Origin of the sequence: Paractinoplanes abujensis (assembly GCF_014204895.1) — a bacterium.
Taxonomy (GTDB): Bacteria; Actinomycetota; Actinomycetes; order Mycobacteriales; family Micromonosporaceae; genus Actinoplanes; species Actinoplanes abujensis.
In genome coordinates, this window is the sequence record NZ_JACHMF010000001.1 from 475,988 (window position 1) to 494,678 (window position 18,691).

Here is an 18,691-nt window from a genome sequence, read left to right on the forward strand (position 1 = left end):
CTCAGTCTGCCGCCACCGGCACCGGGCTCGGCTCCCACCACCGGCGCGACGCCAGCCCGAACAGCATCGCGCCGGTCGCGTTGACCAGCACGTCGTCGATCGAGGAGACCCGGTCGAGCCGGAACACGTACTGCGCGGTCTCGATCAGCAGTGAACAGCCCGCCCCGAGCGCCAGGATCCGCGGCAGCGAGGTCAGGGCCGCGAACCGCATCGGGGCGAAGAACCCCAGCGCCCCCAGCACGACCAGGTTGCCCGCGATGCCGAGCACGCCCATCCCGGCCAGGTCGACCAGGGGGATCAGGCTGACGCGGCCCGGCACCACACCCGCGCCCGGCCCCGGCATCATGGTCAGCCACACCATCGGCACCGTCCCGTAGACCATGCCCACTTCGGCCAGCCGGTGGCGTCCACCGCCGGCCAGCAGAGTCAGCGCCCCGGCGGCCAGGGCCGCGAGCGGCATCCCGACCAGGGTCATGAGCACAACCCCGTTGTCGGTGTCGTAACAGCCGTGCCAGTGCCCCGCGAAACACGTCGGAGCGGACATCACCAGCATCCGCCGTACGGCGTAAAGCCCCCCGGCCAGTCCCAGGATCGCGAGGCCGGCCACCCACCACCGCTTGTCAGCCACCCGTGCCCCCGCCGGGCGCGACGCCCGTGACCGCCCGCATCTCGCGGCCGATGAGATCCTGCAGCGACACGCCCTCGGCGTCCCGGTTGACCAGGATGACGCCGGCCCAGCCCGTGTGCGGGTAGATCGACCAGTTGGCGGCGACCCCCGGATTGCCACCGGCCCGCTGGTAGGCCGCCTGCCCGCCGAGGATGTCGGCCACCGTGCCGTACGCCCCGAACGACGCCGGCCCGTGCGGGACCTTCGGGGAGAGGAACACATCCGCCCAGGCCCGGTCGAGCAGCGTGCCGTCGCTCAGCCCACGGGCGAAACGCACCAGATCGGGCGCCGTGGCGAACCCGCCGTCCCCGGGGGCGTCGACGAAGACGCGGCCCGGATTCTTGCCCCGCACATAGTCCACGGGGCTGCCCTGGTCGAGGTGGTGCAGGGCGTCCACCACGCGACCGCCGGCGACCTTCATGTACGGGTGGGCCAGATGCCGGTCGGTGAGCCACTGCGGCCGGGTGAAGAAGCCCGAACCGGTCATGCCGCACCGGGCGAAGACGTTGCGCTCGACGTAGTCCCAGTACGGCAGGCCGCTCACCGCCTCCACGATCAGCGCGGCCAGGGTGACCTCGGCCTCCGCGTGCGCAGTGCTGGGCGTGCCGGGGACTCCGGCCAGTGTGGCCCGCCGGGCCCGCCGCTCGTAGAACTCGTGCACCTCGTCACGGCTGTGAAAGACGCGGTTCACCTCCTCGGGCGCAATGCTCGTGCCGGAGAGCCCGGACAGCAGATGATGAACGGTGACCCGCGCCGCGACCTCCGGGTCGAGGCCGGTCAGGTGCTTGCCCACCGGGTCGGAGAGCGCGAGCTTGCCCTGCTGGGCCAGCTGCAGCACGGCGACCGCGTGGAACGGCTTGCCGGCCGAGCTGAGGGTGAACGCGGTGCCCTCATGGTTGCGGATGCCCCGCTGCTCGTCGGCCAGGCCGTACGCGCGAGACAGGACCGTCCGGCCGTGGTGGGCCAGCAGAATCACCCCGGAGAACTGGCCCGCGGCGGCCAGGCCGGCCACGTAGCGGTCATAGGCGCCGCCGGGCCGGGTGTCAGCCGGAATCGAACCGGGCGCGGCATCGGTGTCGACCGGCCCGGAGGCCAGCAATGGTCCGCCCGCGGTGGCGCCGGCCGGCCCCGCGGCCAGCAGGGGACCGCCCGCGGCGGCCAGTCCGGTCCAAGCGATCAGCCGTCGCCGGTCCATGCGTCGTGTCATGCCTCCACTCAAGACCGCCGGTCGTTGCGAGGGCGTATGCGGTTTTCCATACGTCCCCGATACACGGTCAGCTCGTGCGACTCAGCCGCCACCACAGGGACGGGTCGGCCGTTGCGGCATCCGCCGTGAGATCCACCCGTACGCCGGAGGCCTGCACCGACCCGACCGGCTGCCCCGCCGTCACGGTGGCTCCCGGCGCCGTCGTGCTGACCTTGACCGGCACCGACATGCCGGGCCAGCCCACCACCTGCAACGGCTTCGCCGGGCGGATCGTGCTCGTGGCGCCCCACGCCGTCCGCACCTCGCCCACCGGGTCGGCCGGCAGCAGCGGATACTGCTTGACCGTTTGCCGCACCGCCTTGAGCAGCGCCTTGACCTCACGGTTGACGTTGGCCAACTGTTCCGGGGTGTGCAGGCCGGGCTGGTTGAACACCGCGCCGACAATCGTCAGCTTGCGCCCGCCCACAGTCAGATAGGCCGAGAACAACAGGTTGCCGCCCGCCTCGTCGGTCGACCCGGTCTTGATGCCGAACACACCCTCCACGCCGAGCAGGTCGTTGTAGTTCCTGATCTTGCCGGTGACCGGGATCCGCGCGCTGTCCAGGGCCACGATCTCCGCGAAAACCTCCATCTTGAGCGCCGCCCGGCCCAGCTTGACCTGGTCGGCGGCGGTGCTGACGGTGGTCGGCAGATAACCGCTGGGATCGGTGTACTCGGTGTCGGTCATGCCCAGCTCGTCCGCCGCCGCGTTCATCTTGTCGACGAAGGCCGCCTCCGACCCCGCGTCCCAGACGGCCAGCTGGTGGGCGATGTTGTTGGCCGAAGGCAGCATGAGGGCCTCGATCGCGTCCCGCTCGGTCAGCTTCTGCCCCACCCGCACGGTCACAAGCGACTGGTTGCTGGCGATCCGCGCCCTGTAGTCGGCGACGTCGGCCGCGGTGACGGTGAGCGACGGCCCCTCCTCGTCGCCCTGCAGCGGGTGGTTCTTCAAGATGACGTACGCGGTCATGACCTTGGCGACGCTGCCGATCGGTGCGGCCGTGTCGCGGCCCGAACCACCCAGCCGGCCCAGCCCCTCAATCATGATCTCGGCGGTGCCGCTGTCCGGCCAGGGCAGCTGAGGCGCCGCACCCGGAATCTTCATCGTGCCGGCGACGCTGGTGGCCAAGGTCGCCGCGGGCAGCTCCCGGTTGAGCTGGACCGTCGCGCCGCCACCGAGCAACACCACCAGCAGGGCAAACGCCACCAACAGCGCTACGAGCCGCCCCCGCCGACGCCGGGGCGCCGGGCTCGCGCTCCCGTAGGTGGCCGGCGCGGGAGCCGGACCCGAGGGCGACGGACTGCCATACGTGCCGGAGGTCGCCGGGGTGCGTCCGTAGGTCGGCGCGCCCGCTTTCCCGGACCCGCTCGCCGGCGCCGGCTGCCCGGACGCGGTGCTCGGTGGAGCCGCGGAGCCGTAGGTCGACGCCGCCGGGTGTCCGGGCGTGGTGCTTGGCGGGGCTGCGGAGCCGTAGGCCGACGGCGTTTGCTGTCCGGGCGTGGTGCTCGATGGGGCCGCGGAGCCGTAGGTCGACGCCGCCGGGTGTCCGGGCGTGGTGCTCGGCGGGGCTGCGGAGCCGTAGGTCGACGGTGTCCCATAGGTCGCCGGGGCCCCGCCCGACGTCGGCTTCCCGTAGGTGCCGGGCCGGGTTCCCGGGCTGGCCGGGGTAGACGTCGGTGTAGCGGCCGCGCGAGCTGCGGGCTGAGCAGCCCCGCCGTAGACCCGCCCAGCGTCGGGCTGCGCTTTGTCGGGCGTTTCGGACCGGCCCGGCGACGGGGCCTGCCGAGGCGCGGGCACGGGCGCCCGGCCGGGCCCGTCAGCGTCCGGCTTGGGCCGTCCAGCGGTGCCACCTGGCGACGCGGCTTGCTCGTCGGGTTGGGGCCGTCCGGCGGGGAGGGCGACGGCGGCACCTCGGGACGCGGCTTGCTCGTCGGGTTGGGGCCGTCCGGCGGGGAGGGCGACGGCGGCACCTCGGGACGCGGCTTGCTCGTCGGGTTGGGGCCGTCCGGCGGGGAGGGCGACGGCGGCACCGCGCGATGCGGCTTGCTCGTCGGGTTGGGGCCGTCCGGCGGGGAGGGCGGCGGCGGCACCTCGGGACGGGGCCTGCTCGTCCGGCTTGGAACGTCCGGCGGGGAGGGCGGCGGCGGCACCTCGCGATGCGGCGTGCTCGTCCGGCTCGGGCCGCCCCGCGGGGAGGGCAACGGCGCCACCCCGGGACGGGGCCTGACCGTCGGATCTGCGGCTTTGAGCGGGCACTACGGGCACCGGGGATGCCGTCGTCGGCGCCGGGAGTGCGACCTGTGTCACGTCGGGGTCGGCCGCAGTCGATGGCCCGGTCACGGGCGGCCGAGCACCGGGGCGGTCGGACTGCGCGGACGCCCCCGCCTGTTCCTGGCCGGCCGTGGGCCGGGACGCAGCGGCGGACTGGCCGGCCGGTTCCGGCGAAGTGGAGGTCCGGTCGTCGGCGCCCGCCGCGGTTTGCGAGGGCGTCGCCGGCGGAGACTTGAGCGCAGACGTCGGCGTCGCCCGGACCGGCGTGATTGCCGCCGTCCGGTCGGGATCGTTCGGCGTAGCGGGCGGCGCCGCCGGTTTCGGGCCGCTCGGTGCCGGCGTCTTGCGCGGCGCCGCGGGTTGGGCCGCTGCCGAGCGCATCCTCAGCGTCGCATCGGCGTCGGCGAGCGTTTGCGGCTTCGATCTCGCCGGGCCGGCGGACGCAGCCCCGGTCGGTCTCGCTGGGCCGGCTCCGGCACTCCCCGGCGATCCCGCTGCGGAGGCCGCGTTCACGGCAGAGGCCGGGCGCACTGCGGAAGCCGGACCAGTGGGGGAGGTGGGGTGTGCGGCGGGGGCCGGGCCGGCTGGGGAGGCCGCGCGCGCTGCGGAAGCCGGACCAGTGGGGGAGGTGGGGTGTGCGGCGGGGGCCGGGCCGGCTGGGGAGGCCGCGCGCGCTGTGGAAGACGGGCCAGTGGGGGAGGTGGGGCGTGCGGCGGCGGCCGGGCCAGTGGGGGAGGTGGGGTGTGCGGCGGGAGCCGGGCCAGTGGGGGAGGCCGGGCGTGCGGCGGCGGGGCCGGTCGGGGAGGGCGGGTGCGCGGCGGAGGACGGGCTTGAGCCGGCCTCCGGGGTCGCGGGTCGCTTCGTAGGCGCAGCCGGGGACGACGACGGGGACGACGGCGCGCCGATGGCCTCCGTGGGTTCGTCGCCCGTCGGAGCTGGGATCGCCTGGGTCTCGTCGGTCGGCTGGGGCGGCTGCGTCACTCCGTGCTCCTTCCAGCCCGGCTGCCCGGGCGCACGGGCAAGTATCGCCGGAACGCGCCACCGCGTCACGGCGGGCTGAACCTCCACGGTCCACCTGTCGTGTGGGTGATTGCGCGATCACCGCGTGGGCCGCTAGAGAAGATTCACACCACCGGGAGGGCCGGATGATCACCGCAAGCCCCCGGCGCGTCCGCCGCACCGGTCAGGCCGGGGCCGCGTACGGGCTGCTCTGGGTCTTTTTGCTGCTCAACCTGGCGATTGTCGAGCTCATGCTGGCCCACCCGGCCACCCCCGCCCACAACACGCTGACCACGATCGGGCGTGTCCTCGGCCTGCACCTGGCGTTCGTGATGGCGCTGCAGCTGCTGCTGATCGCCCGGCTGCCGTTCCTGGACCGCCGGATCGGCCCGGACAAGCTCACGCAGTGGCACCGCTGGACGGGTTTTGCCCTTTTCTGGCTGGTGCTGCTGCATCCGACATTCGTGCTGCTCGGCTATTCGCAGCCGGGCCGGATCCCGATCCTGAGCGAGATCCCGGTTCTGGCCCGGCAGATGCCTGTGCTGCTCGGGATGATCGCGGCCGGGCTGATCGGGGTTGTCGCCGTGACGTCGGTGCGGGCCGCGCGCAAGCGGGTCCCGTACGAGGTGTGGCATGCCATCCACCTGCTGGTCTACGTCGTCGTCGGGCTCGGCGTGATCCATCAGGTCTACGAGGGCAGCGCCTTCAAGACCAACAACTTCACCCAGGCCTACTGGTGGGGTCTGTGGGCTTTCGCGATCGGCGCGCTGCTCACCGGCCGGCTGCTGCTGCCGCTGGCCCGCAACCTGCGGCACCGCCTGCGAGTCGCGGCCGTGGTGGCCGAGTCCGGCGACGTGGTCTCGGTGCACGTCACCGGGCGTAACCTGCACAAGCTGCACGCGCGGGCCGGGCAGTTCTTCCTGTGGCGTTTCCCCGGGCACAACCGCTGGTGGCAGGCGAACCCGTGGTCGCTTTCGGCTGCACCCGACGGTCGTTCGCTGCGCCTGACCGCGAAGGCGATCGGCCGCACCAGCGCGGGCCTGCGGGAGCTGCCGGTGGGCACGCGGGTGTTCGCCGAGGGCCCGTACGGTGCCTTCACCGCCGTCGCCCGCACCAGGCAGGACACGCTGCTGATCGCGGGGGGCATCGGCATCACCCCGATCCGCGCGCTCTTCGAGGACGAGACGTTGTCGGGCGACATCGTGGTGCTTTATCGCGTACGCACCCCGGCCGACGCCGTCCTGCTGGGTGAGCTGCGCAACCTGGCCGGGCTGCGCCACGCCCGCCTGCATGTGCTGACCGGCCGCACGAGTGCCGACAACCGCCCGTTCAGCCCGGAGGGCCTGCGCGGCCTGGTCCCCGACATCACCGAGCGGGACGTCTTCGTCTGCGGCCCCGCCCCCATGACGACCGAGGTGCTGCGCAGCCTCAAGGCCCTGCGGGTGCCGGCCCGCCAGCGCCACGCGGAGCTGTTCCGCCTGGCCGCCTGAGCGGGGCGGTGGCGGCGATCCGGAGGCGACGTCATTCGGGCGCAACTAGCGGGGCGGTGGCGGCGATCCGGAGGCGACGTCGTTTCGGGCGCACTGAGCGGGGCGGTGGCGGCGATCCGGAGGCGACGTCGTTTCGGGCGCACTGAGCGGGGCGGTGGCGGCGATCCGGGGGTGACATCATTCGGGCGCATCGGGGAGGCGCGGATGACGGATGGGATGAGCCGGCGGCCGGTGATGGCGTGGCGGCCGGTGGGGGCCGTGGCGGCCGGCGTGGTGGCGCTGCTGATCGCGACTGCGGGGCGGTACGACTATCACCGCGATGAGCTCTACTTCCGGCTTCTCTCCGAGCATCCGCAGTGGGGCTATGTGGATCAGCCGCCGTTCACGGTGCTGCTGGTCCGGTTGAGCATCGCGCTGTTCGGCGACAACGTCTGGGCCATCCGCGTCTTCCCGGCGCTGATCGCGGGGCTCGCGGCGGTGCTGGCGGCCGCCGTCGCGCGTGAGGTGGGCGGGCGCAGGGCGGCGCAGACGCTGGCCGCGGTGGGCGCCGCGGGCGCGCTGCCGCTGGCGGGGGCGCACGTGGGGTCGACCGCGACCACCGACATCGTGGTCTGGCTGGGTGTGCTCCTGTGCGCGATCAAGGCGATCGTGCACGGCCGGAAACGGGCCTGGCTCGCGGCGGGCGTGGTCGCGGGGCTCGGGCTCTACAACAAACACCTGGTGGTGCTGCTTCTGCTCTGCCTCGCGGGCGGGTTGCTGATCGCCGGGCCCCGGCGCGAACTGGTCGGCCGATGGTTCTGGATCGGGGCCGGGCTGGCTCTGGTCATCGGGCTGCCCAATCTCGTCTACCAGATCGCCCACGACTTCCCGCAGGCGAAAATGGCCGAGGCCATCGCGGAGGACAAGGGTGGCCAGTCGCGGGTCATGCTGCTGCCGATCCAGCTGGTGATCGTCGGCCTTCCGTTGCTGCCGGTGTTCGTGGCCGGAATCGTCGCCGCCGCGAAGGACCGCTTGCTGCGCGCGTTCGTGGTGGCGTACGGGTTGATGCTGGTCCTGACGTTTGCCACGGGCGGGCAGCCGTATTACCCGACCGGGCTCGTGCTCGTCCTGTTCGCCGTCGGCGCCGTTGCCGCCGCCCGTTGGCGCCGGCGCAGGCTGCTGCTCGGTGCGGTCGCGGTCAACGTGCTTCTCGCCGCGGTCTTCGCGTTGCCGGTGCTGCCCGCGAACAAGCTGGGGCCGATCGCGGACATCAACGTGGTGGCGGCCGATCAGGTCGGCTGGCCCGAATACGTCGGCCAGGTCGAGCTGGCCTTCGCCACGCTCACGCCGGAGGAGCAGCGCCGCGCGGTGATTTTCACGGGCAATTACGGCGAGGCGGGGGCGCTCGACCGTTACGGCGTGCGGGAGGTTTACAGCGGCCACAACGAGCTCGCCCGTTTCGGGCCGCCGCCGGACGACAAGACGATCGCCGTGGTGGTGTCGCAGGCGCCCAGCGACGAGGTCATCGAAACCTTCGGCGGCTGCATCCTGCTCGGGCTTCTCGACAACGATGCGGGCGTCGCCAACGAGGAAACCGAGGCTGCCCTGTACGTGTGCCGGCAACTGCGCGCCCCGTGGAGTCAGTTGTGGCCCGGGCTGCGGCATTTCAGCTGAGACGCGATGATCGAAGGCATGACGACTGATACGGCTCACCTGGCCGAGCGCATCGATCGGCCGGTCAACGACGTTTACGCGTACGTGTCGAACCCCGCCAACGTGACGACGTGGGCTCCCGGACTGGGCAGTTCGGTCGAGCAGGTCGACGGTGCGTGGTTCGTGGATTCCGACGGGCTGGGACGGGTGCGGGTCGAGTTCGCGCCGAAGAACGGGTTCGGGGTGGCCGATCACGTCGTGACGCTGGAATCGGGGGAGCAGTTCCTCAATCCGTTGCGTGTGGTGCCGTACGGGGAAGGCTCTGAGATCGTGTTCTCGGTGCGCCGGATGCCCGGGGTGTCGGACGAGGATTTCGCGCGGGACACCGGTTTGGTGGCGGCGGACCTGGCGCGGCTCAAGGACATTCTTGAGAAAGGGAACTGAGCGCGGGTTCGCGGTGTCGTCCAGCCATGAGGATCCTCGGGGCGATGCTGTGTTTGTCTTTGGTGGCGGGTTGCAGCGGGTCACCGGAGGAACCCGACGCCGGGCCTTCCGCACCGGCCGGGCCGGGCGTCGTCGACTGCGGGCATGACATCGGCGGGCGGCCGCCCGGTGCCGGCTCCCGGCTGATCCTCGACGCCGTGGTGCTGCCCACCGCCCGGCTGCAGGTCAGTGACTCCGGCGACGGCCGCCTGTTCGCCAAGGCGGGCCTGCTCGTGCGGGCCGGCACCGCCGTCGAACTGACCGTCGACCCGGCCGCGGCGGACACCACGATCGGCTGGGGCAGCCCCGGCCCCGAAGGAACGACGATCCGCGTCCCGGCCTGCCCCGACGCCGTGGGCTGGCTGGCCTTCGCGGGCGGCTATCACGTGCCGCGACCCATGTGCGTCCCGCTGATCGTCCGCGTAAACGGTCGCGAACAACGAGCCGAGGTGCGCGTCGGCGCCGACTGCGAGTCTTGAACAGCGCGCTCGCCCGGCCACCGGCGGAGGAGACGATCACTCAGTCCAGGTGGTTACGCGGGCCACAGCGAGCCCGTTTCGGCCCGGGTCACCCGGGAACTCGGCATTCAGCCGGGAGACGTGAGGTCTTGACCCGATTTCCTGGCACCGTGCCGCGTTGCGCCGGCGTGGCTGGGCAGCACATTTGACCGGCTTCGGTTCGGTGGACAGGCGGGCCCGGGCGGGTAAGGGTGGGTGGAGCTCAACCGAGACGTGGAAGAAGGTATGACGATGCAATATCGGCAGCTGGGCCGTACGGGTCTGAGGGTCTCGACGTTCACCCTGGGCACGATGGGGTTCGGCGGCACCGGGTGGGCCTCCCCGGTCGGCAAGATCGACGTGGCGGGGGCGCGGGAGCAGGTGGCGATCGCGCGGGAGGCGGGGGTCAACCTCATCGACACGGCCGACGTGTACTCGGCCGGGCTCAGTGAGGAGATTCTGGGCGAGGCCCTGGGCGACAAGCGTGACGACGTGCTGATCGCGACCAAGGTGCGGATGCCCATGGGTGAGGGGCAGAACGATGCCGGCCTCTCACGGCACCACATCATCCGGGGCGCCGAGGCCAGTTTGCGCCGTCTCAACACCGACTACATCGACCTTTTCCAGGTGCACGAGTGGGACGGGCAGACCCCGCTCGAGGAGACCCTGACCGCGCTCGACGACCTGGTGCGCAGCGGCAAGGTGCGCTACATCGGCTGCTCGAACTACGCGGCCTGGCAGATGGTCAAGGCGCTCGGTGTGTCCGACGCCCGGCAGCTCGAGCGGTTCGCCAGCACCCAGGTGTTCTATTCGCTGGTCAGCCGGGACATCGAGGCCGAGATCGTGCCGGCCGCGGTCGACCAGGGCGTCGGCATCCTGGTCTGGAGCCCGCTGGCGGGCGGTCTGACCTCGGGCAAGTACCGCCGCGGGGTGCAGGCTCCGGAGGGCAGCCGGCACCTCTCGGAGTGGAGCGAGCCGCCGATCCACGACGAGGACAAGCTGTACGACACCATCGAGGTCGCCGTGAAGATCGGTGAGTCGCACGGGGTGTCGGCGGCCCAGGTGTCGCTGGCCTACATCGCGCAGAAGCCGGGCGTGACGTCGCTGATCGTCGGGGCCCGGACGCCCGAGCAGCTGCGCGACAACCTGGCCGCGGCCGATCTGGAGCTGACCGCCGACGAGATCAAGGCGCTCGACGACGTGAGCGGTGAGCCGCTGCGCTACCCGTTCTGGCACCAGCGCAACACCAGCTCGGACCGGCTCAGCGCGGCCGACCTGACGCAGCTCCAGCGGCACCTGTAGGCAGGGTGGGGGCGGCCGCGGCCGCCCCCACTGTCACAGCACGCTGTCGATCGGGACCGTGGGCAGGCCCAGCGCGGTGCCGACCGATTCGTTGGTCAGCTTGCCGTCGTGCACGCTCAGCCCGCGCGCCAGCGCCGAGTCGGCCCGCAGCGCGTCCTGCCAGCCCAGGTCGGCCAGCTTGAGCGCGTACGGCAGGGTGGCGTTGGTCAGGGCGTACGTGGAGGTGTGGGGAACGGCGCCCGGCATGTTGGCCACGCAGTAGAAGACCGACTCGTGCACGCGGTAGACCGGGTCCTCGTGCGTCGTGGGCCGCGAGTCCTCGAAGCAGCCGCCCTGGTCGATAGCGATGTCGACGAGCACCGAGCCCGGCTTCATCCGCTTGACGAGGTCGTTGCTGACCAGGGTGGGCGCCTTGGCCCCGGGCACGAGCACCGCGCCGATCACCATGTCGGCCTCGATCACGGACTGCTCGAGCGTCAGCGTCGACGAGATCAACGTCTTGACCCGGCCGCCGAACTGCGCGTCGATGTGCCGCAGCCGGGCGATGTTGAGGTCGAGCACGGTGACGTCGGCGCCCATGCCGAGCGCGATGGTGGCCGCGTTCACGCCGGAGACGCCGCCGCCGATCACGGTCACCTTGGCCGGGCTGACCCCGGGGACGCCGCCGGGGAGCACGCCGCGCCCGCCCGAGCTGCGCATCAGGCTGTACGCGCCGACCTGCGGGGCGAGCCGCCCGGCGACCTCGCTCATCGGGGCCAGCAGGGGCAGCGTCCCGTCGGCCAGCTGCACGGTCTCGTACGCGATGGCGGTGGTGCGGCCGGCCAGCAACGCCTTGGTGCCGTCGGCATCGGCCGCGAGGTGCAGATAGGTGAAGACGACCTGGCCCGCGCGCAGCCGGTGGTACTCGGCGGCGATCGGCTCCTTGACCTTGAGCAGCAGGTCGGCGCGGCGCCACACGGTGTCGGCGTCGGGCGTGATCTCGGCTCCGGCGGCGACGAAGTCCTCGTCGGTGATCGACGAGCCGACCCCGGCGCCGGCCTGGACGAGCACCTGGTGCCCGCGGCGCACGAATTCGGCGACACCCGCGGGGGTGATCGCGACCCGGTACTCGTGGTTCTTGATCTCGGCGGGCACACCGATCTGCATGGCTGCTCCTCTCGTCTGCGGATGAGCGTGAAACGATGTGCTGTTTCTGCGCAACAGGGCCGCATAAGATTCTGCTCAGGCCCATGAGTGTGAAGATGATGCAAGGGGTGCGGACAAATTGCCCGACGTACCGAATGATCTTCGAGGTCTGGATCACATCGACCGTGACCTGCTGGCGCTGCTCGAGGTCGACGGCCGCATGCCCAACAACGCCCTGGCCGAGCGCGTGGGCATCGCCCCCAGCACCTGTCTGACCCGCATCCGGCGGCTCCGCGAGATCGGCGCCATCCGCGGCTTCCACGCCGACGTCGACCCGGCCTGGATCGGGCGGCCCATCCAAGCCATGATCGCCGTACGGATCCGCTCGGAGTCGCGCGACGCGATCGGCAAGTTCGCCGAGTCGCTGGCCGGCATTCCCGCCGTTCGCGACGTGTACTTCGTCTCCGGCTCGTACGATTTCCTTCTGCACGTCGCGACGGCCGATGTCGAGGATCTCCGCGAAGTGATCACCGAGCGCCTCAGCGGCACGCGCCTGATCGCGGGCACGGAAACGTACCTGATCTTCGAGCACCGGAGGGGCAACTCCTGAGCACCGCCCTGCACCCGGCCCAGCGTTAAAGCGCGTACGGGCGCCGGCCGACCGTTCACCAGTGACGGGACGAAGCCCCTGGCACTTGTGAAGGACGCGGGAGACATGTCGGACACCATGGTCGCGGAGCACGCCGCCGAGCAGCGGCGACTCACCGCGCTGCGCAACTACGAGGTGCTGGACACCGACCCCGAGAGCGACTTCGACGACATCGCGGTGCTCGCGGCCCAGCTGTGCCGCACCCCGATCGCCGCCGTCTCGCTGGTCGACGAGGACCGCCAGTGGTTCAAGGCCCGGGTCGGCATCGAAATCTGTGAGTCCGGCCGCGAACACGCGTTCTGCGCCCACGCCATGTACGGCGACGACGTCATGCAGGTGCCGGACGCCCGCCTCGACCCCCGCTTCGCGGACAACCCGCTGGTCACCGGCGAGCTGGGCGTCGTCTTCTACGCGGGCGCGCCGCTGATCAGCTCGACCGGCGAGCCGCTGGGCAGCCTGTGCGTCATCGACCGCGAGCCCCGGCTGCTCACCCCGGCCGAGGTCCAGGGCCTCCGTACGCTGGCCCGGCACGTGATGGCCCAGCTCGAGCTGCGGCAGTACGCCCGGGGGCTGGACGCGGCCAACGAGCGCCTGCGCGACGCCGACCGGATCAAGGACGAGTTCATCTCCCGGGTCACCCACGAACTCCGTACGCCGCTCACCTCCATCAACGGCTACTTGGAGATGCTCGCCGAGGACGGTCTCGAGCCGAGCACGGGGGAGGAGTTCCTGAGCCGGATCCGCCGCAACTCCGACCGGTTGATGGCGCTGGTCGACGACATGCTGCTGGCCGCGCAGACCGGTCGCGACGAGCTGCGCCTCACCAAGCGCATGCTCGACCTCTCCGAGCTGTCGCGCGCCGCCGTCGTCCGTAACGGCGTTCTGGCCCGTACGAGGGGCCTCACCATCACCGCCGACGCTCCCGAGCCCGTCTTCGTCGAGGCCGACGAGGCCCGGCTGATCCAGGTCATCGAGCGGCTGGTGCTCAACGCGGTCAAGTTCACGCCCAGCGGCGGCATCACGGTCAGCACGGCCGCCCACGGCCATCAGGCGCAACTCGTCGTGCGCGACACCGGCATCGGCATCGGCCCCGAGGACCGCGAACGGGTGATGGCGCCGTTCCGCCGCTCGGCCGACGCCGAACGTCGCGAGGTGCAGGGCGCCGGTCTGGGCCTGAGCATCGTCAAGGCGATCGTGGACGGTCACGGCGGGTCGATCCACATCGAGAGCGAACCGGATCAGGGAGCCGCGATCGTGGTCACGCTGCCACGGTCCACCAAGATTCTATAAGCACTGTTACATTGCCCCGGTGGACCTTCTCGACAGCAATCACTGGAGCGACCTGCACGCGCTGCTGGCCGAACTCGACCAGGAGATCGCGGCGCTCTACACCGACGCCGGGATCGAGGGCATGCGGACCCGGTTCGTGGGCCCGCTGATCGCCCTGCACCGGTTCGGGCCGATGACGATCCGGCAGCTCGCCGAGCGGCGCGGGGTGACGCACTCGGCCATGAGTCAGACCGCAGCCGCCATGACCAAGGCCGGGTTCGTCGAGACCGTCGTGGGAGCCGACGCCCGTACGAGGGAATTGGGGTTGTCGGCCCGGGCCCGCGAGATCATGCCCTTCCTCGTGGCCGAGTGGCGCGCGACCGAGGCCGCGGTGCGCCGGCTGGACGCCGAGCTGCCCTACTCGCTGACCCAGGTCACCGCCGACCTGCGCGGGCTGCTGGAAACTCAGCCGTTCGCCGAGCGCCTGCGCGCATGCCTGTCCTGACCGACCTGCGGCCGCTGCGCGAGAACCGTACGTTCCGCCGGCTCTGGCTGGGCACCACCGCGTCCGGATTCGGCGGCCAGTTCGGGGCGTTCGCGGTCCTCTTCTACGTCTGGGACCGCACACACAGCGCCGCTGCCGTCGGCCTGGTCGGGTTGGCCACCGGCGTGCCGCTCATCCTGCTCGCGCTGGCCGGAAGTGCCTTCACCGACCACGTCGACCGCCGCCTGCTCGCACTGCGCTGCACCGCCGCCCAGATCGCGGTGACCGCGGCCATGACCGTCGTCGCCTTCACCGACCTCGGCGGCGTCCCGGCGATGCTGGCGCTGGTCGCCGTGCAGTCGTCGCTGGGCGGTCTGGTCGGCCCGGCCCGGCAGACCTTCGTGCCCGCGCTGCTCACCGGCGAGCGGCTGGCCGCCGGGCTGGCCCTCAACCACCTGTCGTTCCAGGTGGCGATGTTGCTCGGCCCGGCCGCCGCGGGCGGGCTCACGGCCGTGGCCGGCGTCGGCTGGTGCCTGGCCTTCGACACGTTCACCTTCGTGGCCGCGCTGATCGGCCTGGCCGGGCTGCCCACCGGCGTCCCGCCGTCCGCCGGCACCCCCGGTCTGCGGGCGGTCGGAGACGGTTTGGCGTACGCGGCCCGGACCCCGCCGGTGCGCGGCGCTCTGCTGGCCGACCTGGCCGCCACCCTGTTCGCGATGCCCGTGGCGCTGTTCCCGGTGATCAACGACGAGAGGTTCGGCGGCCGCCCCGAGATCCTCGGCCTGTTCACCACGGCCATCGCGGTCGGTGGCGTGACCGCCTCGATCCTCTCCGGCCTGGCCACCCGGCAGCCCCGACCCGGCCGCCTGCTCCTGATCTGCGGCGCGATCTGGGCTCTCACCCTGGGCCTGGCCGGCGCCACCGGAAGCCTGCCGTTGTTCCTGTCCCTGCTGGCCCTGGCCGGCGCGGCCGACACGTGGGCCGTGGTCTCGCGTGGCACGGTGATCCAGACCGTCACCCCACCCGACTACCGCGGCCGCATCTCCTCCCTCGAACACATCGCCGGCTCGGCCGGCCCCCAGCTCGGCAACCTACGGGCGGGCCTGGTCGCCGCGGCCTCCTCCGGCAGCGCCGCCCTGGCCCTGGGCGGGGCCACCGCCCTGGTCGCCACCGGCCTGATCGCCGTCACGACCCCCGCCCTGCGGCACTTTCGTACGGTTCCTTCCGCGGATTGACGGCCCGACACTGCTCGCATGAGACGGCTCATCCTGATCGGAAGTGCGGTCGGCGTCCTGATTGCCGGGGCCCTGACCCTGCTGAACTCTGCGGCGGACACGGTCGACGTTCCCATGGAGATCGCCAAGTGGCTGATGAATCTCGCTGTCGCGGTCGTCATCACGGGCGGGCTCACCGTGGAGATCAACAAAAGGAACCTCGATCGGTCGAAGCGGGACGAGCGGACCGCAGCTCTCACCCAAGCCCTGCAGGAGGTCAAGGCCGCGTACGAGGAAGGCCTCCAGTTGCGGAAGATGCTCCAGCAGATGCTGACCTCCATGCGGCTGCTCGCCGAGGAGTACCGCGACAACTACCGGGTGATCCTCCGCGACGCCGCGCGAGAGCAGGCGGCCCTGGACAAGGTGCGAGCGGGCACCGCCGACGACGTCGAACTGACCGAGCTCGATCCCGAACGGTTTCCGCGGCTGTACGACTTCCTGGACGAGCAGTCCTTTGCGGCGGGCGCCTTCCAGCAGTCCTGCAGCGCTTCCAAGAGGCAGCTGCAGGAATGGCTCCTGACGCCTTCCACGCGCACCGTCACGCCTGGACAGGTGGTCACGCCGGGAACGTCATCGACCTGATCATGTGCTGGGGAGCGCCGGGCAGGTACCTTGTGTCGGGCGCGAACTCGAACCGCGTCCGGGAGGTGGCATCGATGACGACGGAGCGGAACCGGGCCAGTGGCCGTCCGACCCTCGAAGAGGTCGCGGTGCGCGCCGGCGTCGGCCGGGGCACCGTGTCCCGTGTGGTGAACGGATCGGCGCAGGTCAGCCCGCGGGCTCGGCAGGCCGTCGAGGATGCCATCCAGGAGCTCGGCTACGTGCCCAACCGGGCCGCGCGCACCCTGGTGACCCAGCGGACCGACTCGATCGCGCTGGTCATCTTCGAGTCGGGTGAGCGGTTCTTCGCCGAGCCGTTCTTCGGCCGGATAGTGCAGTCGATCTCGTCGGTGCTGGTCGCCCGCAACCTGCAGATGGTCCTGATGATCGCGCAGGCGCCCGAGGAGCGGCGGCGGCTGGAGGGCTATCTGACCCGCCAGCACGTCGACGGCGCGTTGCTGCTCTCCCTGCACGGTGACGATCCGCTGCCGGCGGTGCTCGAGGAGCGCGGGGTGGCCACCGTCCGGGCCGGTCGCCCCACGTACGCGGAAAGGGGCACCTTCGTCGACGCGGACAACCGGGTCGGCGCGCGCGAGGCCGTCTCCTATCTGTGGTCGCGGGGCCGGCGCCGGATCGCCGCGATCACCGGGCCGCTCGACATGGCGGCCGGCATCGCGCGCCTCGAGGGCTACCGCGACGTGGCCGGCGACGGGCCGGTCGCGTTCGGCGACTTCAGCGAGGAGTCCGGCGCGGCCGCGATGTGGCGCCTGCTCGAGCAGTATCCCGACCTGGACGCCGTCTTCGCCGCCTCCGACATGATGGCGGCCGGCGCCATGCGGGTGCTGCGCCAGCACGGGCGGCGCGTGCCCGACGACGTGGCAGTGGTCGGCTTCGACGACTCGGTGATCGCGCGCCACACCGACCCGCCGTTGACCAGCGTCGACCAGCCGATCGCGGAGATGGGCCGGGAGATGGTCCGGCTGCTGCTGGCCAAGATCGACGGCGACGAGCCGGGCGAGACCGAGATCGTGCTCCCGACCAGCCTGGTCATCCGCGGCTCGGCCTGACCCCCGCCGGCCGGCTCACATTCCGGCGGCGGTCTTGATGTCGGCCAAGCGGGAGCGCAGCAGGGAGGCCTGCGCGCGGGACAGGCTGCCCTCCCCGGCCCGATCGTTGATCTTGCGGCGTAGGTCGTCGATGCGTTTGTCGACGTTCCCGGCGTCGGCGTTCTCCAGCGGCCGTACGAAGTTGAGCAGGTCGGTCTGCAGGTCGGAACGGATGCCGGCGTCCTCCACCGTGCTGCGGAAACGGCTCACCGCGTCGTCGAAATCGAGCGTCGGCGTCGGCGCCGCCGGGGTGGGCGAGAACGTCGGGGCGGCCGGTGCACTGGTCGCCGGGGTGCTCAGCGGCGCCACCGAGGGCGACACGACCACGGCCGGCGGCGGATTGCCGGGAGCGGCCGACTCGTTGCCCTCGCGGGGCCAGTTGATCGCGATCAGCGCGCCCCCGGCCGCGGCGAACAGGGCCACCACGACGGCGCCGAGCACCCAGCGGCGAGTCGGGGCCGGGGTCAGCGGGACGGTCGCGGGGGCGGCCCGGCCGGGTTTGAAGGCGGCGTCGCCCGCGCGCGGAGGCAGCTCGGGAAAGGTGGCCCGGGGCGACGAGGCGCCGCGCGCGCCGACGTTGGCCTCGACGCGAACGGACGGCGTACGGGAACCGGTTGGTCTTGATCCTCCGGGGCCGTGGGTGCCGCGTGGACGGGAGCCACCCGGACCCGCCGGGGGTCGCGCCGGGCCGGCCAGATGCCCGCCCGTGCCGTTCATCGGGTGGGCGCCGCTCGGCCGGTTGACCGCGGACTCGGGCTTGAGCCACAGCGCGGTCAGGTCGAATCGGATCTCGTCGGCGCCCGGCCTGTCCTCCGGCAGTTCGGCCAGGCAGCGGCCGACGATGTCGCGGAACGCCGCGGGCAGCTCGGCCGGCAGCACGCGCGGACCCTCGGCCCGGGCGGCGGCCAGTTCCTCCCACGTGTCGACCGGATAGGGCGGGTCGCCGGTCACCATCTCGAACAGCAGCACACCCAGCCCGTACACATCGGTCGCGGGCTCGGCCGGCATGCCGTCGAGCCGTTCGGGGGCGACGTAGGCCGGGGTGCCGAACGTCGAGCCGGTGTCGTCGTCGTCCGGCTCGCCCGCGGTGGCGCTGATGCCGAAGTCGAGGATCTTGATGCCGTTGGGGGTGAGCATGACGTTGCCCGGCTTGATGTCGCGGTGCACCACGCCGTTGGCGTGGGCGGCGGCCAGCGCGTCGGCTACCGCGGCCCCGATCCGCGCGGCCTCGGGCAGCTCGATCGGCTCCCGTTCCAGCCGGGCCGCGACGCTCTCGCCGGCCAGCAGCTCCATCACCACGAACGGCGCGACCGTCCCGTCCGGACGGACGGCCTCGCGATAGTCGTGGACGGCGGCGATGTTGGGGTGCTGCAGTTTGGCCGCCATGCGCGCTTCACGCCAGACGACCTGGGCCCCGAGCGGCAGCTTGACCGCGACCGGGCGGCCCAGCAACTCGTCGTCGGCCCGCCAGATCGTCGACATCCCGCCGGTCTCGAGCAGGGTGACCAGGCGGTAACGCGCCGCCAGCAGGGTTCCCGCATTCGGCCACTCATCGCTCACCCGCAGAACATTCGCCCGGATCGGGACGGGTGTCAA

General features: G+C 72.0%; 16 protein-coding genes. 11 read left to right on the forward strand and 5 right to left on the reverse strand.

All coding sequences use genetic code 11. From position 1 onward, the window contains the following. Position 1: 1 nt before the first annotated feature. The 3 genes from BKA14_RS01735 to BKA14_RS43060 form a co-directional block, all read right to left on the reverse strand. Positions 2 to 628, reverse strand: a complete 627-nt coding sequence (locus BKA14_RS01735) for a VanZ family protein (protein WP_239092880.1) — start codon at positions 626 to 628, stop codon at positions 2 to 4. After that, positions 621 to 1,874 (reverse strand): serine hydrolase domain-containing protein, encoded by a 1,254-nt coding sequence (locus BKA14_RS01740; RefSeq protein ID WP_184949184.1) that lies wholly within the window; start codon positions 1,872 to 1,874, stop codon positions 621 to 623. Before BKA14_RS01740 ends, BKA14_RS01735 begins: the two co-directional genes overlap by 8 nt. Before the next feature lie 67 nt (positions 1,875 to 1,941). Further along, on the reverse strand, positions 1,942 to 3,120 hold the full coding sequence (locus BKA14_RS43060; protein ID WP_239092882.1) for a D-alanyl-D-alanine carboxypeptidase family protein: 1,179 nt from the start codon (positions 3,118 to 3,120) through the stop codon (positions 1,942 to 1,944). A 2,210-nt stretch (positions 3,121 to 5,330) separates the two neighbouring features. Here BKA14_RS43060 and BKA14_RS01750 point away from each other — a divergent pair. The 5 genes from BKA14_RS01750 to BKA14_RS01770 all read left to right on the forward strand — a co-directional run bounded on the left by BKA14_RS01750 (position 5,331) and on the right by BKA14_RS01770 (position 10,588). Further along, positions 5,331 to 6,674: a ferredoxin reductase family protein gene (locus BKA14_RS01750; protein ID WP_184949186.1), complete on the forward strand. Its 1,344-nt coding sequence runs from the start codon at positions 5,331 to 5,333 to the stop codon at positions 6,672 to 6,674. Between the two features lie 204 nt (positions 6,675 to 6,878). Then, entirely contained in the window at positions 6,879 to 8,327 is a 1,449-nt protein-coding gene (locus tag BKA14_RS01755) for a glycosyltransferase family 39 protein (RefSeq protein ID WP_203722322.1), read from the forward strand. A gap of 18 nt (positions 8,328 to 8,345) precedes the next feature. After that, complete coding sequence (locus BKA14_RS01760; protein WP_184949187.1) at positions 8,346 to 8,750, forward strand: SRPBCC family protein; 405 nt, start codon at positions 8,346 to 8,348, stop codon at positions 8,748 to 8,750. 26 nt (positions 8,751 to 8,776) lie between these two features. Further along, entirely contained in the window at positions 8,777 to 9,268 is a 492-nt protein-coding gene (locus BKA14_RS01765; protein ID WP_184949188.1) for a hypothetical protein, read from the forward strand. A 264-nt stretch (positions 9,269 to 9,532) separates the two neighbouring features. After that, complete coding sequence (locus BKA14_RS01770; protein WP_239092887.1) at positions 9,533 to 10,588, forward strand: aldo/keto reductase; 1,056 nt, start codon at positions 9,533 to 9,535, stop codon at positions 10,586 to 10,588. A 33-nt stretch (positions 10,589 to 10,621) separates the two neighbouring features. Here BKA14_RS01770 and ald read toward each other — a convergent pair whose 3' ends face one another. Then, complete coding sequence (ald, locus tag BKA14_RS01775; protein WP_184949189.1) at positions 10,622 to 11,734, reverse strand: alanine dehydrogenase; 1,113 nt, start codon at positions 11,732 to 11,734, stop codon at positions 10,622 to 10,624. 118 nt (positions 11,735 to 11,852) lie between these two features. Between ald and BKA14_RS01780 the strand changes: the two genes are divergently transcribed. From BKA14_RS01780 to BKA14_RS01805, 6 genes are all read left to right on the forward strand, one after another. Further along, positions 11,853 to 12,323 (forward strand): Lrp/AsnC family transcriptional regulator, encoded by a 471-nt coding sequence (locus tag BKA14_RS01780; RefSeq protein WP_184949190.1) that lies wholly within the window; start codon positions 11,853 to 11,855, stop codon positions 12,321 to 12,323. Between the two features lie 105 nt (positions 12,324 to 12,428). Continuing rightward, positions 12,429 to 13,652: a GAF domain-containing sensor histidine kinase gene (locus BKA14_RS01785; RefSeq protein WP_184949191.1), complete on the forward strand. Its 1,224-nt coding sequence runs from the start codon at positions 12,429 to 12,431 to the stop codon at positions 13,650 to 13,652. A gap of 19 nt (positions 13,653 to 13,671) precedes the next feature. Next, the gene (locus tag BKA14_RS01790; RefSeq protein ID WP_239092888.1) at positions 13,672 to 14,136 is read left to right on the forward strand and encodes a MarR family winged helix-turn-helix transcriptional regulator; all 465 of its coding nucleotides are present in this window, start codon (positions 13,672 to 13,674) and stop codon (positions 14,134 to 14,136) included. Then, positions 14,124 to 15,350, forward strand: coding sequence for an MFS transporter (locus BKA14_RS01795; protein WP_184949192.1), 1,227 nt, complete (start codon positions 14,124 to 14,126; stop codon positions 15,348 to 15,350). Before BKA14_RS01790 ends, BKA14_RS01795 begins: the two co-directional genes overlap by 13 nt. 18 nt (positions 15,351 to 15,368) lie before the next feature. Further along, complete coding sequence (locus BKA14_RS01800) at positions 15,369 to 15,971, forward strand: hypothetical protein (RefSeq protein ID WP_184949193.1); 603 nt, start codon at positions 15,369 to 15,371, stop codon at positions 15,969 to 15,971. A gap of 74 nt (positions 15,972 to 16,045) precedes the next feature. Continuing rightward, the gene (locus BKA14_RS01805) at positions 16,046 to 17,056 is read left to right on the forward strand and encodes a LacI family DNA-binding transcriptional regulator (protein ID WP_184949194.1); all 1,011 of its coding nucleotides are present in this window, start codon (positions 16,046 to 16,048) and stop codon (positions 17,054 to 17,056) included. Between the two features lie 15 nt (positions 17,057 to 17,071). Here the strand turns inward: BKA14_RS01805 and BKA14_RS01810 are convergent, their stop codons facing one another. Further along, on the reverse strand, positions 17,072 to 18,655 hold the full coding sequence (locus BKA14_RS01810; RefSeq protein WP_239092890.1) for a serine/threonine-protein kinase: 1,584 nt from the start codon (positions 18,653 to 18,655) through the stop codon (positions 17,072 to 17,074). Positions 18,656 to 18,691 lie beyond the last annotated feature (36 nt).

Excerpts from the sequence above, each read along its gene's own strand:
- BKA14_RS01740 (WP_184949184.1), bottom strand. The coding sequence starts at position 1,874 with ATGACACGACGCATGGACCGGCGACGGCTGATCGCTTGGACCGGACTG.
- BKA14_RS01785 (WP_184949191.1), top strand. The coding sequence starts at position 12,429 with ATGTCGGACACCATGGTCGCGGAGCACGCCGCCGAGCAGCGGCGACTC.
- ald (WP_184949189.1), bottom strand. The coding sequence starts at position 11,734 with ATGCAGATCGGTGTGCCCGCCGAGATCAAGAACCACGAGTACCGGGTC.
- BKA14_RS01795 (WP_184949192.1), top strand. The coding sequence starts at position 14,124 with ATGCCTGTCCTGACCGACCTGCGGCCGCTGCGCGAGAACCGTACGTTC.
- BKA14_RS01765 (WP_184949188.1), top strand. The coding sequence starts at position 8,777 with ATGAGGATCCTCGGGGCGATGCTGTGTTTGTCTTTGGTGGCGGGTTGC.
- BKA14_RS01750 (WP_184949186.1), top strand. The coding sequence starts at position 5,331 with ATGATCACCGCAAGCCCCCGGCGCGTCCGCCGCACCGGTCAGGCCGGG.
- BKA14_RS01805 (WP_184949194.1), top strand. The coding sequence starts at position 16,046 with ATGACGACGGAGCGGAACCGGGCCAGTGGCCGTCCGACCCTCGAAGAG.
- BKA14_RS01755 (WP_203722322.1), top strand. The coding sequence starts at position 6,879 with ATGACGGATGGGATGAGCCGGCGGCCGGTGATGGCGTGGCGGCCGGTG.
- BKA14_RS01800 (WP_184949193.1), top strand. The coding sequence starts at position 15,369 with ATGAGACGGCTCATCCTGATCGGAAGTGCGGTCGGCGTCCTGATTGCC.
- BKA14_RS01770 (WP_239092887.1), top strand. The coding sequence starts at position 9,533 with ATGACGATGCAATATCGGCAGCTGGGCCGTACGGGTCTGAGGGTCTCG.
- BKA14_RS01760 (WP_184949187.1), top strand. The coding sequence starts at position 8,346 with ATGACGACTGATACGGCTCACCTGGCCGAGCGCATCGATCGGCCGGTC.